The sequence below is a fragment of the Kitasatospora sp. NPDC048298 genome (genome assembly GCF_043201465.1).
In the GTDB taxonomy this organism is placed as follows: domain Bacteria; phylum Actinomycetota; class Actinomycetes; order Streptomycetales; family Streptomycetaceae; genus Kitasatospora.
The window spans coordinates 13,827-31,723 of the sequence record NZ_JBICYZ010000096.1; the positions used below are offsets into that span (position 1 = coordinate 13,827).

Here is a 17,897-nt window from a genome sequence, read left to right on the forward strand (position 1 = left end):
GCGGGGCATTCACGGCCCCGCCCGCCTCAATGAGCGCTTCACGGGGGCAAACGATATGGGTCAAAGTCAGGATTCCGGTCTTCACGTCTGGCAGGCTTCCGGGAGTTGTTCGCCCACGGGCCTCGCAGACGGCGAGCCGATTGCCGTCGACGCCTTCCGCCGGGTATTCCGACGCCATCCGGCAGGTGTGGCCGTCATCACGGTTTCCGACGGGGCGAAGCCGGTCGGATTCACCGCCACCTCACTGGCGTCGCTGTCCTCCACGCCCCCGCTGATCTCCTTCGGCATCGGCCGCACCGCCTCCTCCTGGGCGGCGGTGTGCACGGCCGAGCACCTCGCGGTGCACCTGCTCGCCGAGGACCAGCAGGAGCTCGCGGCCACCTTCGCCCGCAGCGGCACCGACCGCTTCGCGCCGCCCACCACCTGGCGGCCGGGCCCGTACGGGGTGCCGCTGCTGGAGGACGTGCCCGCCGCACTGGTGTGCCGCAAGGTGTACGACCTGCCGGCCGGGGACCACACCCTGGTGATCGGTCAGCCGGTGCACGCGGTCGAGGGTGGCACAGCGCGGCCCCTGGTCTATCTCGACGGGCAATACGGCTCAGTGTCGCGCTGAGCCCAATCGGTCACGCGAATCCCCCCCACGAAGGACAGACAATGCGATTCGAGATTCTGGGCAGCCTGCGAATGACCGACGGCGAGAACGTCTTCGGCATCAGCGCGCCCAAGGTGGAGTCCCTGCTCGCCGCTCTGCTGGTACGCGCGGACGACGTGGTGTCCACCGACCAGCTGTGCCACGAGATCTGGGGCGACGCACTGCCCCGCCGCGGCACGGCGACGCTGCACGTCTACATATCGCAGCTGCGCAAGCTGCTGAAGCGACCGGGGACGGCGGCCACTCCGATCGTCACCCGCCACCCCGGCTACGTACTCCGGCTCGACGGACACAGCCTGGACTCGGACGACTTCCAGCGGCTGGTGCGACTGGGCCGGTCCGCGATCCGGGACGGCCGGTACGCGGAGGCCTCCACCCACTGCGACCAGGCCCTGTCCCTGTGGCGCGGGAGGGCGCTGGGCGAGTTGCGCGGCGGCGCGATCGTCGACGAGTTCGCCACCTGGGCCGAGGAGGCCCGGCTGGAGTGCGTCGAGATGCGCAACGAGGCGGATCTGATGCTGGGCCGGCACCGGGAACTGGTGGGCCCGCTGTACACGCTGGTGAAGAAGCACCCCCTGATCGAGGCCTTCCACCGGCAACTGATGCTGGCGCTCTACCGCTCGGACCGCCGGGCCGACGCGCTCCAGGTGTTCCACCGGGTGCGGTCGGTGCTGGACCGCGAGCTGGGCATCGCGCCCTGCCGCCAGCTGCACCAGCTGCACGACCAGATCCTGCTGGACAGCGGCCGGGGCGAGATGCGGCGGCCGATCACCCTGCGGGCGCCGGCAGCCGCCTAGGGCCCGTCCCGGACCGAGGGCTCCCTTCCTTCTCAACTGTAGGACGGACAGCTGGCGTTGAAAAGTGGGGACAGTCCCCATATTCTGTTCGCCATGACCTCCGAATTGGGAATCAAGCTCTCGGTCCTGGACACCGCCCCCGTCTGGCAGGGGTCCACGGCCTCGACCTCGCTGCGCAACTCCGTACGCCTCGCGCAGGCCGTGGAGCGGCTCGGCTACCACCGCTTCTGGCTGGCCGAGCACCACAACATGCCGTCGCTGTCGACCTCCTCGCCCGCCATCCTGGCCGGGCAGATCGCCGCCGCGACCACCCGCCTGCGGGTCGGCGCCGGCGGCGTCATGCTGCCCAACCACCCGCCACTGGTGGTGGCCGAGCAGTTCGGCACCCTCGCCGCCCTCAACCCCGACCGGATCGACCTCGGCCTCGGCCGGGCCCCGGGCACCGACCCGATCACCGCCCGTGCCCTGCGCCGCCAGACCGGACCGCTGGGCGCGGGCGACTTCCCCGCCCAGGTCCACGAGCTGCTGAACCACTTCGCCCCGCCCGGCGGCGCCCCGGCCGCGGCGGCCAGGCCCGGCCAGGTCACCGCCGTCCCGGCCGCCGAACTGTCGGTGCCGGTCTGGCTGCTCGGCTCCAGCGGCTACAGCGCCCAGCTCGCCGCGAGCCTGGGCCTGCCCTTCGCCTACGCCCACCACTTCTCGCCGCACGGCTCGGTGGCCGCGCTCCAGGCCTACCGCGCCGAGTTCCGCCCCTCGCAGTACCTCAGCGAGCCGTACTCGATGGTCGCCGTCTTCGGCGCGGTGGCCGAGGACGACCGCAGGGGCGAGCTGCTCAGCACGCCCCTGCGGATGATCACCGCCCAGTCGCTGCGCGGGACGAACCCGCTCTTCCCGCCGGTCGAGGAGGCCTCCTCCTTCGTCTGCGGGCCCCAGGAGCGCCTGGTGGTGGACCAGATGTTCGACGCCCAGATCTTCGGCGGGCCCGAGACCGTACGGCAGAAGGTCACCGAGTTCGTCCGGGCGACCGCCGTCGACGAGCTCATGATGCTCTCCGTGGTCCAGGACCACGAGGAGCGGGTGCGCTCCTACGAGCTGCTGGCCGAGCTGACCGGGCTCAAGCCGGACGAGTCCCTGGCCGGCTGAGCCGCCTCGGCCAGCAGCTCGAACGACCGGATCCGCGCCTGCAGGCCGAACACCGGTGTCGCCGCCAGGAGTTCGTCGAAGCCGACCTCGGCCCGGAACTCCGCGAGGCGGCGCCGGACGGTCTCCGGACCGCCGACCACCTGGGCGGCGAAGTGGCCCTCCAGATAGTCCTGCTGAGCTGACGTCAGGCTGTACCGGGCCGCCTGCTCAGGGGTGCGGAACAGGGTCAGCGGGTTGATCCGCCCCTCCACGTGGGCGACCCGGATCGGACCGGCGTGCCACTGCGCCTCCTCGTCCGTGTCCGCGGCCACCACCTGCGAGGACACCGCCACGTACGGCTGCGCCAGCCGTTCCGAGGGCTGGAACTCCGCCCGGTAGCGGGCCACCGAGGCCGCCGTCCCGGCCGGGTTGAGGTGGTGCGCGAAGGCGTACGGGAGACCCAGGCGGGCCGCCAGCGAGGCGCTGGACTCGCTGGTGCCCAGCAGCCAGACCGGCACCGGGCGCTGCGGCGGCGGGGAGACCGCGACCGCGGGGCGCTCACCTTCCCCGGACGGCGTCAGGTAGTCGACCAGCTCGACGAGTTGCTCTCCGAAGGAGCCGGCGTGGGCCGGGTCCCCGGTGCGGCGCAGCGCCCGGGCGGTGGCCGGCTCCCCGCCCGGCGCCCGGCCGACCCCGAGGTCGATCCGGTCCGGGTGGAACACGTCGAGGGTGGCGAACTGCTCCGCCACCACCAGCGGCGTGTGGTTGGGCAGCATCACGCCGCCCGAGCCCACCCGCAGGGTGGAGGTGACGGCGGCCAGCTGCCCGATCAGCACCGGCGGGGTGGAGGTGCCGAAGGCGGGCATGTTGTGGTGCTCGGCCAGCCAGTAGCGGCGGTAGCCGAGGCGCTCCACGGCGGGCGCCAGCTCCAGGAGTTGGTGCAGCGAGTCGGCCGCCGGGACGCCGTACCAGACGGGCACGGTGTCCAGGACGGACAGGATCGGACCGGCAGTGTCGTTCATGTGCGGCTCTCCATCGTCGTTCGGGTGGTTCGTTCCGGCAGTCAGCGGTGGGGCGCCCGGAGTCGGGCGCGGGCTGTCAGGGGCGAGTCGGTTCCAGCGGCGGGATCGCCTCCAGCAGGTGGGCGGTCCACGGGTCCTTCGGGGCGGTGAAGACCTCCTGGGTGGCCCCGGTCTCGACGATGCGGCCCGCCCGCATCACCGCGACCCGGTCACTCATCCGTCGCACCACCGCGAGGTCGTGGGAGATGAACAGCAGCGCCACCCCGAGGCGGCGCTGGGCCTCGGCGAACACGTCGAGCACCTGGGCCTGGACGGAGACGTCCAGCGCCGAGACCGGTTCGTCGCAGACGATCACCTCCGGTTCGGGGGCGAGCGCCCGGGCGATCGCGACCCGCTGGCGCTGGCCGCCGGACAGCTGCCGGGGCCGGCGCTCCAGCAGGCCCTCGTCCAGCCCCACCAGCGCGAGCAGTTCGGCGATCCGCGCCCGGTGGCGGCGGGCGGCCCGGCGGCCGGGTGCTCCCAGGGCCTCGGCGACGATGCGCTCCACCGTCCAGCGCGGGTCGAAGGACGACAGCGGGTCCTGCTGCACCAGCTGGATCCGCCCGCGCAGCGCCGCGCGGGCCGCCTCGCCGCGCCCGGACCACGGCTGCCCGAGCAGGGTCACCTGCCCGGCGTCCGGTTCCAGCAGGCCGAGCACCGTCTGGCCGAGCGTGGTCTTGCCCGAGCCGGACTCGCCGAGGACGCCGAGGGTCTCGCCCTCGCGCAGTTCCAGCGAGACCGCGTCCAGCGCGGTGACCGTACCGGCCCGGCGGCCGCCGGTGGCGGGGTAGGCCTTGGTCAGCCCCTCGGCGCGCAGCACCACCCGCTCGCCGACCCGCGCCGTCGCCTCGGCCTGGCGGCAGCCGGTGGGCACGGAGTCGAGCAGCATCCGGGTGTACGGGTGCCGGGGCGCGGCCAGCAGCTCCCCGGTGGGCCCGGTCTCGACGATCCGGCCGGCGCGCATCACCGCGATCCGGTCGGCCAGCCTGGCCACCGCGGAGAGGTCGTGACTGATCAGCAGGACCGCCATGCCGGTGGCCCGGCGCTCGGCGAGCAGGTCGAGGATCTGCGCCCGTACGGAGGGGTCGAGGGCGGTGGTCGGCTCGTCGGCGATCAGCACCCGGGGGGCGGCGGCGATCCCGGCGGCGATCAGCGCCCGCTGGCGCTGGCCGCCGGACAGCTGGTGCGGGAACTGCCGGGCCCGCAGCTCGGGTTCGGGCACGGTCACCTCCCGCAGCAGGTCCACGGCGCGCTGCGGGCGGTCCCGGCGGGTGCCGATGCCGTGGACGGCGAGCGGCTCGGCGACCTCGTCGCCGACCCGGCGCAGCGGGTCGAGGGACACCAGGGCGTCCTGGGAGACCAGTCCGATTCCGGCGCCGCGCAGTCGCCGCCACTCGCGGGCGCCGAGGGTGCGCAGGTCCTGTCCGCCGTAGTCGAGGCGGCGCGCGGTGACGCTCGCCCCGGGGCCGGTCAGTCCGACCAGGGCGCGGGCGGTGAGGGTCTTTCCGGAGCCTGACTCGCCGACCAGGGCGAGGCACTCGCCGGGCCGCAGGTCGAGGTCGACGCCGTGGACGACGTCGGTGCGCCGGCGGCCGTGGCCGAAGGAGATCCTCAGGTCCTCGACGGTGAGCAGCGGGGCGGTTCGGTCAGGCGCGGTCACGGCCGTCCCTTCCGTCCAGTCGCCGCTGGAGGCCCCGGCCGACGACCGTCACGGCGACGACCGTGAGGGTGATGGCGAGTCCGGGGAAGACGGCGACGGACCAGGCGGTGTCGAGGTGGTCGCGGCCCTCGGAGAGCATGCTGCCCCACTCGGGCGCGGGTGGCTTCGGGCCGAGCCCGAGGAAGCTGAGCGTGGAGCCCGAGATGATCGCGCTGCCGGTGTTGACGGTGGCCAGGACCAGCAGCGGCGGCAGGGCGTTGGGCAGGACGTGCCGCAGCAGGATGTCCGCGCGGCCGCGGCCCATGACCACGGCCGCCCGTACGTAGTCGCCGGCGCGCACGGCGAGTGCCTGGCCGCGGGCCAGGCGCAGGAAGCCGGGCAGCAGCGAGGCGCCGATGGCCAGGGTGGCGTTGGCGCTGCCGGGGCCGAGCAGGGTGACCACGACGAGGGAGAGCATCAGGCCGGGGAAGGCCATCAGGACGTCGGTGAGGCGGGACAGCACCCGGTCGACGGCGCGGCCGGCGGTGGCGGCGAGCACCCCGAGCAGCGCCCCGCCGACCAGGGCGAGGGCGGTGGCGCCGAGGCCGATCAGCAACGAGGCACCGGCGCCGTGCACGATCCGGCTGAACAGGTCGCGGCCGAGCTGGTCGGTGCCCAGCCAGTGGGTCCGGCTCGGTCCGCTCAGCGCGTCGGCGGGGTCGATGGCCTGCGGGTCCTGGCCGGCGAGCAGGTCGGGGGCCAGGGCGGCGAGCAGCACCAGCGCGAGCAGGGCCCAGGCGAGCGCCGTCCCGGCCCCGGTGCGGGGCAGGCGGGCGAGCGGGCGGCGGCGGGTGGCGGGCGCCGCGGCCCCGACCGGCAGTCGGCTGGTGGTCATCCGGTGCTCCTCTCGGCGATCCGGGGGTCGATCACCCGGTACAGCACGTCGACGGCCACGTTGATCAGCGCGAAGACCGTCGCGGACAGCAGCACGACCCCGGTGACCACCGGCAGGTCGCGGCCCTGGACGGCGGTGGCGGTGAGCTGGCCGAGCCCCTGGCGGCTGAACACGGTCTCGACCACGACGGCGCCGCCGAACAGGGCTCCGGCGGCCCAGCCCGCGAGGGTGACCAGCGGGATCAGGCCGTGGCGCAGCGCGTGCCGCAGCCGGACCGCCAGCTCGGCGCCGCCCCGGGCCCGGGCGGTGAGGACGAAGGGCTGGTCGAGGACGCGTTCGAGCTCCTCGCGGAGCACCTGGGTGAACACCCCGGCCATGCCCACGGCGAGCGTGACGGCGGGCAGCACCAGGCCGGAGATCCCGTCTCCGCCCATCGCGGGGAACCAGCGCAGCCGGAAGGACAGCAGGGCCAGCAGCACCGCTCCGATCCCGAAGGCGGGGCTGGAGGCGGCGAACAGCTCCAGCGCGGAGGACAGCCGCCGGGCCCGCGGCCGGTCGGCGGTGAGCACGGCGGCGGCGAGGGCGAGCAGCAGCGCCAGCACGAAGGCGGCGACGGCGAGTTGGAGGGTCGGCCAGAGCTGGCCGCCGATCACCTGGCCCACCGGCTGCTGGAGTTGGTAGGACTCGCCGAGGTCGCCGGTGAGCAGGCGGCCCATGAAGCGCCCGTACTGCACCACCAGTGGCTGGTCGAGAGCGAGTTCGCGGCGCACCTGGGCGACGAGTTCGGGGGTCGGGTTGGTGGAGCCGAGCACGCTGCGGACCGGGTCGCCGGGCAGCAGCCGGAACGCGAAGAACACGGCGTGAGCGGCGCCGAGGACGACCAGCGCGGCCAGGACGAGGCGGCGCAGCAGCCAGCGCAGCGGGGCGGTCACGGGGTCATCCCTCCAGCCTGGCGTCGTAGAAGCGCGGGTACGCCTGGGCGTCGAAGGTGACGCCGCGCACCCGGTCGGCGGCGCCGACCAGGGTGGTGGGGGCGTAGACGGGCAGGGCGTAGGCCTGCTGCTGGATCCGGAGCTGGGCCTGGCCGTCGAGGGCGTCGCGCCGGGCCGGGTCGGAGGTGGCGGAGGCTTCCCGGAGCCAGGCGTCCAGTTCGGGGTCGGACACGCCGAAGGCGTTGGACCCGCCCTTGTCCGCGGTCTGGTCGGAGGCGAAGTAGGTGCGCATGACGTCGGGGTCGGCGCGGTTCCAGCTGAAGGCGAGGATGTCGGCGTCGCGGGAGAGCGCCTTCTTCAGGTAGGTGCCGGGTTCGTGGGCGGTGAGGCGGATCTCGATGCCGGCCCGGCGGGCGTCGGCCTGGATGCCCTGGGCGAGCAGGACGCGCTGGTCGCGCATCAGGCTGGTCATGTATGGCCACTCGATGCTCAGGCGCCTGCCGTCGCGGGTGCGGTAGCCGTCGCCGTCGCGTCCGGTCCAGCCGGCCGCGTCGAGCAGGGCGGCGGCCCGTCCGGGGTCGTACGGGGTGGCGCCCTCGACGGCCCGGTTGTAGCCGGGGGTGGCCGGGGACAGGACGCCCCAGGCCCGTTGGTGGCGGCCGGAGTAGAGGGCGCGCACCAGGTCGTCGTAGCGGACGGCGTACTGGAGGGCCTGGCGGACCCGTAGGTCGTCCAGCGGCGCGCGGCCCGGGTTGAGCAGCAGCAGGTAGGGCGCGCCGGGCTGCGGGGCCTGGAGGAAGCGGAAGCCGTCGGCGTGCGCGAGTCGGCTGATGTTGCCGGGCGGGATGGCGGCGGCGATGTCGACCTGGCCGGAGCTCAGCGCGCCGAAGCGGGAGGCGGCTTCGGGGACGAACTCCACGGTGAGTCCCTCGGCGCGGGCGGGGCCGGTGCGGCCGGCGTCCTCGGGGGCCCACTGGTAGGCGGGGTTGCGGTCGAGGACGACCCGGCGGTTGCGGGCCCAGTCGGTGAACACGAACGGGCCGCTGCCGACCGGGTGCCCGCAGGTGCGGCCCTGGTCGGCGCGCAGCGCGGTGGGCGACTGGATGCCGAAGACTGCGGTGGACAGCAACTGGAGCAGCGGCGGGTACGGCCTGGTCAGGGCGATCCGCGCGGTGTACGGGTCGACCACGGTGGTGTCCCGGTACATGGAGATCAGCCCGGCCGCGTACTGGGACTTGGTCTCCGGGGCGACGGTGTGGTCCAGGGTGGCCTTGACGGCGTCGGCGGTCAGTGGGGTGCCGTCGTGGAAGCGGACGTCCTCGCGCAGCCGGAAGGTGTACTCCAGGCCGTCGTCGGAGACCTGCCAGGAGGTGGCGAGCCAGGGCCGGAGCCGGCCGTCGGCGTCGGTGGACACCAGCGAGTCGAAGATGTTCCGGTCGATCACGGCGGTGATGTCGTACGGGCTGACCTGCGGGTCGAGGCAGTCCGGCTGGGAGTCGACGGCGTAGACGATCCGCCCGCCCCCGGCACCGGAGCGGGCTCCGGTGCCGGGGGCGCAGGCGGTGGCGGCGGCGACGAGCAGGGCCAGGAGGGCGGCCGGACGGGCGCGTCGGGCGCGGCCGGGGTGGCGTCTCATGCCGGGTCGGCCTCCGTCTCCTCCTCCTGCAGGGTGATCGCGGCGGCCGGACAGAGCCGGGCGGCCTGGTCGAGCCGGTCGCGGTCGGCGGCGGGGGCGGTGCCGTCGGTGAGCAGGGCGACGATGCCGTCCTCGTCCTGGTCGAACACCTCGGGGACGGTGAGCACGCACTGGCCCGCCCCGACGCAGCGCTTGGGGTCGGCGACGATCCGCACGGCGCTCACCAGGCCACGGGGAGTTCGTAGATGCCCTGGACGCCGCTCTGCGCGGGCTTGATCTCGACCTGCTCGGGCGGCACCGCCAACCGCAGCCCCGGGATCCGGGTGAACAGCGTGGTGAGCGCGCTCTCCATCTCGGCCCGGGCCAGGTTCTGGCCGATGCACTGGTGGACGCCGAAGCCGAAGCCGAGGTGGTGGCGGGCGCCGCGGGCCAGGTCCAGCTCGTCGGGGCGCTCGAAGGCCGCCGGGTCGCGGTTGATCTCGGCGGTGGAGAGCATCACGCTGTCGCCCGCGCGCAGGGTGACGCCGCCGACGGTGATGTCCTCGGCGGCGATGCGCATGGCGACGTCGCCGATCGACAGGTAGCGCAGCAGTTCCTCGACGGCGAGCGCGCCGCCGGCCGGGTCGGCGCGGAAGGCGGCCAGCTGCTCGGGGTTCTGCAACAGGGTGAAGGTGCTGAGGGTGATCATGCTGGCGGTGGTCTCGTGACCGGCCATCAGCAGGATGATGCCGAGCCGGATGACGTCGTCGCGCGAGATCGTTCCGCCGGCGAGGTCACGGGAGACCAGGGTGTCCAGCAGGCCGTCGCCGGGCGTCTTCTCCTTCTCCTTGCGCTCCACCAGGGAGGTCAGGTAGTCGCGCAGGCTCATCAGGGCCCCGGTGGCCTGTTCCTCGGAGACCTGGGGGGAGACCAGCGCCGCCGACTGCGCCTCGAAGTAGTCGTGGTCCTCGTAGGGCACCCCGAGGATGCCGCAGATGGTGTACGAGGACAGCGGCAGCGCCAGCGCGCTGAGGATGTCGGCCGGCGGCCCCTGCTCCAGGATCGCGTCGACGAGTTCGACCGAGCGGCGCTGGATCCCCTCGCCGAGCTCGCGGGTGCGGCGCACCGAGAACGAGGAGATCAGCCGCCGCCGGTAGGAGGCGTGCTCCTCGCCGTCCATGCCGACCAGGATGGTCGCCTTCTGGATGGCCTTGCGCCGGGGGCTGGGCGAGGGGAAGTCCGGGCGGCTCCAGTCGGAGGACAGCCGCGGGTCGATCAGCAGGGCGCGGGCCTCCGTGTGGCCGAGCACCACCCAGGTCGGCCGGCCGTCGTACAGCCTGGCCCGCACCACCGGTCCCTCGGCGCGGCGCAGTTCGCGGTAGCCCGGCGGCGGCTGGTAGGGGCAGTGCCGCTGTTGCGGGAAGTCGGGTAGCGACGCGGGGTCGTCGGTGAGACTCACAGCGATGGGGTGGGACATGTCCTGAACTCCTGCGAGCGGCGGCGTACGGGGTCCCGGCCAGGCTGTGCCGGTGGGCTTTCGGGCCTCTAAAGCAGCTCTTTCGCCCGCTCGTCGGCGGTGTCCCGCGGTCTTTAGAGCGCGCTAAGGGGCCCTTAGGCCCGAATGCCGAGATTGGCGCCCATGCAGATATCCGCCATCGCACGCGAACGGCGCCACACGCTCCTGTTCCTCGACGAGATCCGCCCGTTCTCACCGGTGCACCTGGACACCGAGGTCGACATGTCGGGGGTGCTCGCCCACCGGGAGGAGCACCGCGACGAGCGTCGGCTGTCGGTGGTCACCTACGTGCTGCACGCGGCCGCCCGGGTGCTGGCCGCGCACCCGGAGGCGAACGCGGCGATCAGGGGACGGCTGCGGCCCCGGGTGGCCCGCTACGGCGAGGTGGCCGGGAAGGTGACGCTGGACAAGCGGATCGGCGGGCGCCGGGTGGTCGTCTCGGCGGTGCTGCCCGACCTCCAGCGGGCCGAACTGCACGACATCCAGTACCAGTTGGAGCGCTACCGGGACGGCGACCCGATGTCGATGCCGGAGTTCGCGCCGATGCTGCTGCTGCAGCGGCTGCCGGGCCCGATCGCCCGCGCCGCCTACCGCCGGGCGGTGCGCTCGCTGGTCCGTCACCCCCGCTTCTTCGGGACCTTCGCGGTCACCTCGCTCGGCCACCGTGCGGTGGACGGCTTCCACTCGGTGGGCGGCACCACGCTCACCTTCGGGATCGGCCGCATCACCGACCGCGCCGTGGTCCGGGACGGCGAGGTGACCGGCGCCCCGGTGATGCGGCTCAACCTCACCTTCGACCACCGGGTGATCGACGGCGCGGAGGCCGCCGACGTCCTCACCGAGGTCAAGGACCTGCTGGAGGGCTACTCCGCCGAGAAGGAGAAGGAGACGGCATGAACGACGTCACCGAGCTGAGGCGGTTCGTGGAGGTCCACGCCCGGATCCTCGGCATCCCGCAGGACGCGTCGCGCCGGGTGCTGGGCCGGATCGGGCACGACCTGGACGGCGAACCCGGCTCCTGGGCCCGGGAGTGGACGGCCGCCGGCACCGTCGAGGAGCGCGCCGGGCGGGAGCTGTCGGCGGGACGGTTCTTCAACATCGCCCGCTTCCCGTACGTGGACGGCCCGGCGCGGGCCGAGGCCCAGGAGCTGACGGTCGCCTCCTTCGACCGCTGGCGGCTCGGGCAGCGGGCCGGCATCCAACGGCTGGACCTGGAGCTGTCCGGTGGCCGGGTGCGCTGCTGGGCGGCCGGGCTCGACCCGGCGGGCTCGGGCGAGCTGCCCCCGCTGCTGCTGTTCAGCGGCGGCATCGTCAGCGTCAAGGAGCAGTTCGGCCCGATCCTGGCCCGGGCCGCCCGGCTGGGCGTGGCCGCCGTGGCCACCGAGATGCCCGGCGTCGGCGAGAACACCTGGCGCTACACGGCCGACAGCCACCGGATGGTCAGCGAGCTGCTGGACGCCCTGGAGGGGCGCGCCGACGTCACCCGCAGCTACGCGGTGATGATGAGCTTCAGTGGCCATCTCGCCCTGCGCGCCGCGCTGGAGGACAAGCGCGTGCGCGGGATCGTCACCGCCGGCGCCCCGGTCCGCGACTTCTTCGCCGATCCCGACTGGCGGCCGCGGATCCCCCGGGTCACCGTCGACACCCTGGCCCACCTCACCGGCCGGGAGTCGGGATCGGTCCTCGGGCACATCGCCGACTGGGGCCTGAGCGAAGCGGAACTGGCCCGCCTGGACGTGCCGTTGGCGTACATCGCGAGCGAGCGCGACGAGATCATCCCGCCCGGCGACCGGCTGCTGCTGGAACGTCACGTACGCGGACTGCGCCTGCTGGCCCACGACGACGTGCACGGCTCCCCCGGCCACGTCGCCGAGTCCCGGCTGTGGAGCCTGCGCTCGGCCCTGGAGATGATCGGCGGCCACGGCCCGCAGCGGGCGGCGCTCGGCGCGGCCCTGGCCCTGCTGCGCGGCCGCGGGCGGATGCCGGCCCTGGGCGGCCCCCGGAACGGAGAGGGCAGGTGAGCGCCGTGACCACCGACCGCCCGCTGCGCTTCCTGGTGTCGGCGATCGACCCGGAGGCGGACTGGCCGGGCATCGCCGCCGAGGCCGAGCGGCTGGACTACGACCTGCTCGCCACCACCGACCACCTCGGCATGCCCGCACCGTTCCCCTCCCTGGTGGCCGCCGCCGCGGCCACCACCCGGCTGCGGGTGGCCACCTACCTGACCAACACCGCGCTGTGGGACCCGGAGGTCCTGGCCCGGGAGGTCGCCGGGACGGACCGGATCACCGGCGGGCGCCTGGAGGTGGGTCTGCACTCCGGGCAGACCGCCAGCGCCCGGACCGCCCACCTGGACGCGACGCAGAAGCTCACCCGTCTCACGGACGCCGTCGAGACGCTCCAGCGGCTGCTGCCCGACCCCGACCACCGGCCCCGGCCGCTCCAGCACCCCCGGCCTCCGCTGCTCCTCGCCGCCGACGACCCGGCCGAGCTCGAACTCGCCGTCCACCACGCCGACACCGTCTGCTTCATCGGTGCCTCGCTGCCGCCCGGCGGCGGCCTCGTCCTGCACTCCCCCGAGGAGATCGCGCGGCGGGTGGCGTCCGTACGGGAGCGGACGGCACAGCTGGGCCGGGACCCGGAGCTGAACATCGCCGTCAAGCGGATCATCGTCACCGGCGACCGGCGCTCGGCCGCCGAGGCGCTGCGGGAGTCCGGCTTCGCCGCCCACCTGTCGGTGGCCGAACTGCTGGAGCTGCCCACGCTGCTGATCGGCACCCACCGGCAGATCGCCGAGCAGGTCCGCGCGCACCGCGAGCGGTACGGGCTGACCTCCTTCGCGTTGCTCGCCCCCGCCATGCACGACTTCGCCCCCGTGATCCCCCTGCTGCGGAAAGGATGACCCCGTGACCGCCACTGCCGCCCCGGACCACCCCGAGAGCGCCGCGGACCCCGTCGTCGTGGTGGGCGCCGGCCCCACCGGGCTGATGCTGGCCTGCGAGCTCGCCCTGGCGAAGGTGCGCACCGTGGTCCTCGACCGCCGCACCGAACCCGCCGAACACGCCCCCGGACAGGCCGTCAACGCGGCCGTGATGCAACTGCTCGACCAGCGCGGCCTCGGCGACCGGCTGCGCGAGCAGGGCATGCCGCTCCCGGGCGCCCACTTCTCGCTGATCTGGCTGCACCCCGAGCTGCTGGATCCGCAGCCCGTCCGCGGCCTGCTGGTCCCGCAGAACCGGCTGGAGGCGCTGTTGGAGCAGCGCGCCCGCGAGCTCGGGGTCGAGCTGCGGCGCGGCCAGGAAGTGACCGGGCTGGACACCGGCACCGGGGACGGCCCGGTGACGCTGCGGCTGCGCGGCGCGGACGGCCGGGAGGGCGAGCTGACCGCCTCCTACCTGGTCGGCGCCGACGGCACGCAGAGCGCGGTGCGGCGCCTCGCCGGCATCCCCTTCCCCGGCAGCGGGTGGACCGTCGCGGGCAGCGTCGGCGACGTCGAGGTCGACTTCGCCCAGCTGGCCCCCAACCACCTGGGCGCGCACTACGTGGACTCCGGCGGGGTCTACTCGGGCGCCCCGGCCGGCCCCGACCTGCTGCGGGTGATCACCACCGGTCTCGGCCCGGCCGCCGGCTCCGACGGCCCGGTCGGGCTTCCCGAACTCCAGGCCGACATCAAGGAGTTGACCGGGCGGGAGCTGCCCGCGCGCGGACTGCGCTGGGCCGAGCGGTTCACCAGTGTGAGCGGCAACGCCGAACGCTACCGCCACGGCCGGGTGCTGCTGGCCGGCGACGCCGCACACTCCTTCTTCCCGCTCGGCGGGCTGCGGCTGAGCACCTGCCTCCAGGACGCTGTCAACCTCGGCTGGAAGCTGGCCGCCCAGGTCAACGGCTGGGCGCCGCCCGGGCTGCTGGACAGCTACCACGACGAACGGCACCCGGAGGGCGAACGCGCCCGGGCCGCCCTGGACGCCCAGCTCGCCCTGATGGAGCCGCCCGGGCGCACCGCCGGGGTACGCGCGCTGGTGACCCGGCTGGCCGGTCTCGAGGAGGTCAACCGCCACCTGGTCGAACTGGTCACCGGCGTCGACGTGCGCTACGCCGTCACCGCGCCGGGCGCGGACGACGGGCAGGACACCCACCCGCTGATCGGGCGGCGGATCCCCGACCCCGCGCCGCTGCCCCACGACGGCAGGGGCCTCCTGCTGGTGCCCGAGGGCGCGGACGGGCTCCCGCTCACCGACCTCGCGGCCGGCTGGGCCGACCGGGTGGCCACCGCCGTCGCGCCGGACGGGGTCCCCGCCCCGGCGCTGGTGCGCCCCGACGGCCACGTGGTGTGGACGACGGGCGCGGGCGAGCCGGCGGCGGCCCTGGCGCGGTGGTTCGGCGAGCCGAGCTGAGCGGGCCGGAACACGAAGGAGCGGCGCGGACCGAGGGGTCCGCGCCGCTCCTTCGTCGTCGCCCCGTCACACCACCTCGAGGACGAACCCGGCCTTGAGCCACTTGCTGGACTCCACCGACACCCCCAGCACCCGGTCGCCCTCGGCCAGCTGCGGCAGCGTCCGCTCCAGCTGGAAGAACGGCATGGCGTTGCCGGTGTTGGCGATGCGGTCGACCAGGCTGACCTCCTCCGCCGTCGGCATCCCCAGGGAGTCCACGATCCGCTGGGTCATCCGCCCCGACAGCTGCGGCGGCAGCAGGTAGTCGACGTCGGTCGGCTCCCAGCCGAGGTCGCCGAGCAGCTCCTCCGCGATCTCCCGCGACATCACCGGCACGGACTGCTCGATCGCCTTGTAGTCCTCCTTGATGTACGCGCGGTCCGTCGCGTCGCGGTCCAGGGCGCCGGTCCACTCCACGATCTGGCCCGGCGCCCGGTCGAGGCCGGTCAGCCGGTTGAGCACCCGTCGGATCACCGGGGTGCCCGGCGCGGGCTCCGTGCTCAGCACGGCCGCCCCCGCGCCGTCGCCGAACAGCACGAAGTTCACCAACTCCGCGGAGTCCAGCTTCGCGAGGTCGACACCGGGGTCGAAGTGCCGGGAGCACAGCTCGCCACCGATCACCAGCGCGGTCCGCTCCTCGCCCGCGAGCAGGAGTTTGCGGCCCACCTCCAGGGCCTGGAACGCGCCCGCGCAGCCGGACTGGAGCTGGTAGGTCGGCACACCGTTGATGCCGAGCCGGTCCGCCACCAGGTTGACCGTGGCGGGCATCAGCTGGTCCGGAGTCGCCGTGCCGAGAACGAGCAGGTCGACGTCGTCCGGGCCGAGGCCGGCCGCGTCCAGGGCCCGCGCGGCGGCTTCGGTGCTCAGGTCCGCGAGCGAGGAGCGCAGCTTTCCGGTGGCCAGGTCGACCGAGAGGTGGCGGGCGCGGGTACCGACGAACGCGTCGACCCACTGCTCCCACACGGGGTCCATGCCGAAGTGGCGGGCCAGGCCCGCGTTGTCCAGCGGATCGCCGGGCAGCGCGCTGCCGGCCGACAGGATGTGAACGTCCGAGGCTTCCATGCCGGTCACCCTCGACCGCCCGGCTAAAGGCCCCCTTCGGTCAGTCTTCGCCCGCCCGTCCCGCGGACGGGGGCGGGCCCGGCGGCGACGCCCGCCCCGCCCCTCCGGCTTTAGACCACGCTAAGCAGCCCGCAAGCACGTTCGGCGACGTTGCCGAGCACGACCGTCTGGTACTTGCGAGGGATGGGTTCATGGCCACCAACGAAGCGAAGCTCCGGGACTACCTCAAGCGGGTCACCACCGACCTGCAGCAGACCCGGCAACGGCTGACCGACGCCCAGGCAGCGGCCCACGAGCCGATCGCCGTCGTCGGCATCGGCTGCCGCTTCCCGGGTGACGTCCGCAGCCCCGAGCAGCTGTGGCGCCTGCTGGAGGCCGGCGGCGACGCGGTGGGTGACTTCCCCGAGGGCCGCGGCTGGGACCTGGACACCCTGCACGTGCCCGACCCGGAGGCCGAGGCGCCCGCCAGTACCTACGTCGCCAAGGGCGGGTTCCTGTACGACGCCGACCGGTTCGACGCCGAGTTCTTCGGCATCAGCCCGCGCGAGGCCGAGGCCATGGAGCCGCAGCAGCGCGTGCTCCTGGAGACGGTCTGGGAGGCACTGGAACGGTCGACCATCGACCCGGACTCGCTGCGTGGCAGCGACACCGGCGTGTTCGTCGGGGCCATCGCCCAGGACTACGCCCGGCCCGAGGAGGTCCGCCCCGAGCTGGAGGGCTACCTGGTCACCAACACCTCCAGCGTCGCGTCCGGCCGGATCGCCTACACCCTGGGGCTGGAAGGCCCGGCGCTGACCATCGACACGGCCTGCTCCTCCTCGCTGGTGGCCCTGCACCTCGGCGTGCAGTCGCTGCGCCAGGGCGAGTGCGCACTCGCCCTGGCGGGCGGCATCACCGTGATGTCCTCCCCCGTACTGTTCACCGAGTTCAGCAAGCAGCGCGGCCTCGCCCCGGACGGCCGCTGCAAGGCCTTCTCCGACGAAGCCGACGGCACCGGCTTCAGCGAGGGCGTGGGCCTCCTCGTCCTGGAGCGGCTCTCGGACGCCCGCCGCAACGGCCACCCGGTGCTGGCGGTCATCCGCGGCAGCGCCGTCAACCAGGACGGCGCCAGCAACGGTCTCACCGCACCCAACGGCCCCAGCCAGGAACGCGTCATCCAGCAGGCGCTCGCCAACGGCCTGCTCACCGCCGACCAGGTGGACGCGGTCGAGGCGCACGGCACCGGCACCTCGCTCGGCGACCCGATCGAGGCCCAGGCGCTCCTCAACACCTACGGACGCGGGCACGACGCCGAACAGCCGCTCTGGCTCGGCTCGATCAAGTCCAACCTCGGGCACACCCAGGCGGCGGCGGGCGTCGCGGGCGTGATCAAGATGGTCATGGCGATGCGGCACGGCGTCCTGCCGCGCACCCTGCACGCCGAACAGCCGACCAGCCACGTCGACTGGTCCGACGGCACGATGCGGCTGCTCAGCGAGGCACGGCCGTGGGACGTCGAGGACGAGCGACCGCGCCGGGCCGCCGTGTCCTCGTTCGGCATCAGCGGCACCAACGCCCACCTCATCCTGGAGCAGGCCGACACCGAACCCGACCACGAGGACACCGAACTCGCCGCGCTTCCCTGGCAGTTGTCGGCGAAGTCGGCACCGGCACTGCGCGAGCAGGCACAGCAGCTGGCGGAGCACCTGGAGCAGCAGCCCGAGGCGAACACCGTCGCGGCCGCGCACACCCTCGCCGCGCGCACCCGCTTCGACCACCGCGCGGTCGTCAGCGCGACGGACCGCGAGGGCCTGCTCACCGCGCTTCGGGCACTGGCCGAGGACACCGAGGCCCCCGGCCTGGTCACCGGCACACTCCGGCCCGGCAAGACGGCGTTCCTGCTCACCGGACAGGGCAGCCAACGCCACGGCATGGGACGCGAACTCTACGAGGCCGTACCGGCGTTCGCCGCCTCACTCGACGAAACCGCCCGCCTCTTCACCCCCCACCTCGACCACCCGCTGACCGACGTCCTCTGGGGCGACGACGTCGACCTCATCCACCAGACCGCCTACACCCAGGCCGCACTGTTCACCCTCCAGACCGCCCTCTACCGGACCCTCGAACAGCACGGCATCACCCCCGACTACCTCATCGGCCACTCCATCGGCGAAGTCACCGCCGCCCACCTCGC

General features: G+C 74.0%; 16 protein-coding genes. 8 read left to right on the top strand and 8 right to left on the bottom strand.

From position 1 onward, the window contains the following. Positions 1-55: 55 nt before the first annotated feature. The 3 genes from ACGF0D_RS40300 to ACGF0D_RS40310 all read left to right on the top strand — a co-directional run bounded on the left by ACGF0D_RS40300 (position 56) and on the right by ACGF0D_RS40310 (position 2,592). The gene (locus tag ACGF0D_RS40300) at positions 56-613 is read left to right on the top strand and encodes a flavin reductase family protein (protein WP_392884498.1); all 558 of its coding nucleotides are present in this window, start codon (positions 56-58) and stop codon (positions 611-613) included. Positions 614-654: 41 nt separating this feature from the next. Further along, the gene (locus ACGF0D_RS40305) at positions 655-1,449 is read left to right on the top strand and encodes a BTAD domain-containing putative transcriptional regulator (RefSeq protein ID WP_392925159.1); all 795 of its coding nucleotides are present in this window, start codon (positions 655-657) and stop codon (positions 1,447-1,449) included. A 93-nt stretch (positions 1,450-1,542) separates the two neighbouring features. After that, positions 1,543-2,592, top strand: a complete 1,050-nt coding sequence (locus ACGF0D_RS40310; RefSeq protein WP_392884496.1) for an LLM class flavin-dependent oxidoreductase — start codon at positions 1,543-1,545, stop codon at positions 2,590-2,592. On the opposite strand, the gene ACGF0D_RS40315 is transcribed toward ACGF0D_RS40310, so the two are convergent. The 7 genes from ACGF0D_RS40315 to ACGF0D_RS40345 all read right to left on the bottom strand — a co-directional run bounded on the left by ACGF0D_RS40315 (position 2,535) and on the right by ACGF0D_RS40345 (position 10,190). Further along, positions 2,535-3,593 (bottom strand): LLM class flavin-dependent oxidoreductase, encoded by a 1,059-nt coding sequence (locus ACGF0D_RS40315; RefSeq protein WP_392925161.1) that lies wholly within the window; start codon positions 3,591-3,593, stop codon positions 2,535-2,537. The genes ACGF0D_RS40310 and ACGF0D_RS40315 overlap by 58 nt on opposite strands. A gap of 76 nt (positions 3,594-3,669) precedes the next feature. After that, a complete protein-coding gene (locus ACGF0D_RS40320; RefSeq protein ID WP_392925163.1) occupies positions 3,670-5,292 on the bottom strand; it encodes a dipeptide ABC transporter ATP-binding protein in 1,623 nt (540 codons plus the stop codon). Next, positions 5,279-6,166 (bottom strand): ABC transporter permease, encoded by an 888-nt coding sequence (locus ACGF0D_RS40325; RefSeq protein WP_392884493.1) that lies wholly within the window; start codon positions 6,164-6,166, stop codon positions 5,279-5,281. The genes ACGF0D_RS40320 and ACGF0D_RS40325 overlap by 14 nt, the downstream gene beginning before the upstream one ends. Continuing rightward, on the bottom strand, positions 6,163-7,098 hold the full coding sequence (locus tag ACGF0D_RS40330) for an ABC transporter permease (protein WP_392925165.1): 936 nt from the start codon (positions 7,096-7,098) through the stop codon (positions 6,163-6,165). The genes ACGF0D_RS40325 and ACGF0D_RS40330 overlap by 4 nt, the downstream gene beginning before the upstream one ends. 4 nt (positions 7,099-7,102) lie before the next feature. Next, positions 7,103-8,734: an ABC transporter substrate-binding protein gene (locus ACGF0D_RS40335; RefSeq protein WP_392925167.1), complete on the bottom strand. Its 1,632-nt coding sequence runs from the start codon at positions 8,732-8,734 to the stop codon at positions 7,103-7,105. Next, positions 8,731-8,958 carry a ferredoxin gene (locus ACGF0D_RS40340; protein WP_392925169.1) on the bottom strand — a complete coding sequence of 76 codons (228 nt, stop codon included), beginning with the start codon at positions 8,956-8,958 and terminating at the stop codon, positions 8,731-8,733. Before ACGF0D_RS40340 ends, ACGF0D_RS40335 begins: the two co-directional genes overlap by 4 nt. Further along, positions 8,955-10,190 carry a cytochrome P450 gene (locus ACGF0D_RS40345; protein WP_392925170.1) on the bottom strand — a complete coding sequence of 412 codons (1,236 nt, stop codon included), beginning with the start codon at positions 10,188-10,190 and terminating at the stop codon, positions 8,955-8,957. Before ACGF0D_RS40345 ends, ACGF0D_RS40340 begins: the two co-directional genes overlap by 4 nt. Before the next feature lie 162 nt (positions 10,191-10,352). Here ACGF0D_RS40345 and ACGF0D_RS40350 point away from each other — a divergent pair, with 162 nt between their 5' ends. The 4 genes from ACGF0D_RS40350 to ACGF0D_RS40365 are packed head-to-tail and all read left to right on the top strand — an operon-like array spanning position 10,353 to position 14,623. Continuing rightward, on the top strand, positions 10,353-11,126 hold the full coding sequence (locus ACGF0D_RS40350; protein ID WP_392925172.1) for a 2-oxo acid dehydrogenase subunit E2: 774 nt from the start codon (positions 10,353-10,355) through the stop codon (positions 11,124-11,126). Next, entirely contained in the window at positions 11,123-12,250 is a 1,128-nt protein-coding gene (locus ACGF0D_RS40355; protein ID WP_392925174.1) for an alpha/beta hydrolase, read from the top strand. Before ACGF0D_RS40350 ends, ACGF0D_RS40355 begins: the two co-directional genes overlap by 4 nt. Beyond that, complete coding sequence (locus ACGF0D_RS40360) at positions 12,247-13,131, top strand: LLM class flavin-dependent oxidoreductase (RefSeq protein WP_392925176.1); 885 nt, start codon at positions 12,247-12,249, stop codon at positions 13,129-13,131. The genes ACGF0D_RS40355 and ACGF0D_RS40360 overlap by 4 nt, the downstream gene beginning before the upstream one ends. Before the next feature lie 4 nt (positions 13,132-13,135). Then, a complete protein-coding gene (locus ACGF0D_RS40365) occupies positions 13,136-14,623 on the top strand; it encodes an FAD-dependent monooxygenase (protein ID WP_392925178.1) in 1,488 nt (495 codons plus the stop codon). Between the two features lie 66 nt (positions 14,624-14,689). Here ACGF0D_RS40365 and ACGF0D_RS40370 read toward each other — a convergent pair whose 3' ends face one another. Beyond that, positions 14,690-15,724 (bottom strand): 3-oxoacyl-ACP synthase III family protein, encoded by a 1,035-nt coding sequence (locus ACGF0D_RS40370; protein WP_392884482.1) that lies wholly within the window; start codon positions 15,722-15,724, stop codon positions 14,690-14,692. Between the two features lie 191 nt (positions 15,725-15,915). On the opposite strand from ACGF0D_RS40370, the gene ACGF0D_RS40375 reads away from it, so the two are divergent. After that, a partial coding sequence (locus tag ACGF0D_RS40375) for a type I polyketide synthase (protein ID WP_392925179.1) occupies positions 15,916-17,897 on the top strand: 1,982 nt, incomplete at its 3' end.

What these genes read in the sequence shown, in the direction of transcription:
- ACGF0D_RS40300 (WP_392884498.1), top strand. Translation starts at nt 56, where the DNA reads ATGGGTCAAAGTCAGGATTCCGGTCTTCACGTCTGGCAGGCTTCCGGG.
- ACGF0D_RS40310 (WP_392884496.1), top strand. Translation starts at nt 1,543, where the DNA reads ATGACCTCCGAATTGGGAATCAAGCTCTCGGTCCTGGACACCGCCCCC.
- ACGF0D_RS40345 (WP_392925170.1), bottom strand. Translation starts at nt 10,190, where the DNA reads ATGTCCCACCCCATCGCTGTGAGTCTCACCGACGACCCCGCGTCGCTA.
- ACGF0D_RS40355 (WP_392925174.1), top strand. Translation starts at nt 11,123, where the DNA reads ATGAACGACGTCACCGAGCTGAGGCGGTTCGTGGAGGTCCACGCCCGG.
- ACGF0D_RS40335 (WP_392925167.1), bottom strand. Translation starts at nt 8,734, where the DNA reads ATGAGACGCCACCCCGGCCGCGCCCGACGCGCCCGTCCGGCCGCCCTC.
- ACGF0D_RS40315 (WP_392925161.1), bottom strand. Translation starts at nt 3,593, where the DNA reads ATGAACGACACTGCCGGTCCGATCCTGTCCGTCCTGGACACCGTGCCC.
- ACGF0D_RS40325 (WP_392884493.1), bottom strand. Translation starts at nt 6,166, where the DNA reads ATGACCACCAGCCGACTGCCGGTCGGGGCCGCGGCGCCCGCCACCCGC.
- ACGF0D_RS40370 (WP_392884482.1), bottom strand. Translation starts at nt 15,724, where the DNA reads ATGGAAGCCTCGGACGTTCACATCCTGTCGGCCGGCAGCGCGCTGCCC.
- ACGF0D_RS40350 (WP_392925172.1), top strand. Translation starts at nt 10,353, where the DNA reads ATGCAGATATCCGCCATCGCACGCGAACGGCGCCACACGCTCCTGTTC.
- ACGF0D_RS40305 (WP_392925159.1), top strand. Translation starts at nt 655, where the DNA reads ATGCGATTCGAGATTCTGGGCAGCCTGCGAATGACCGACGGCGAGAAC.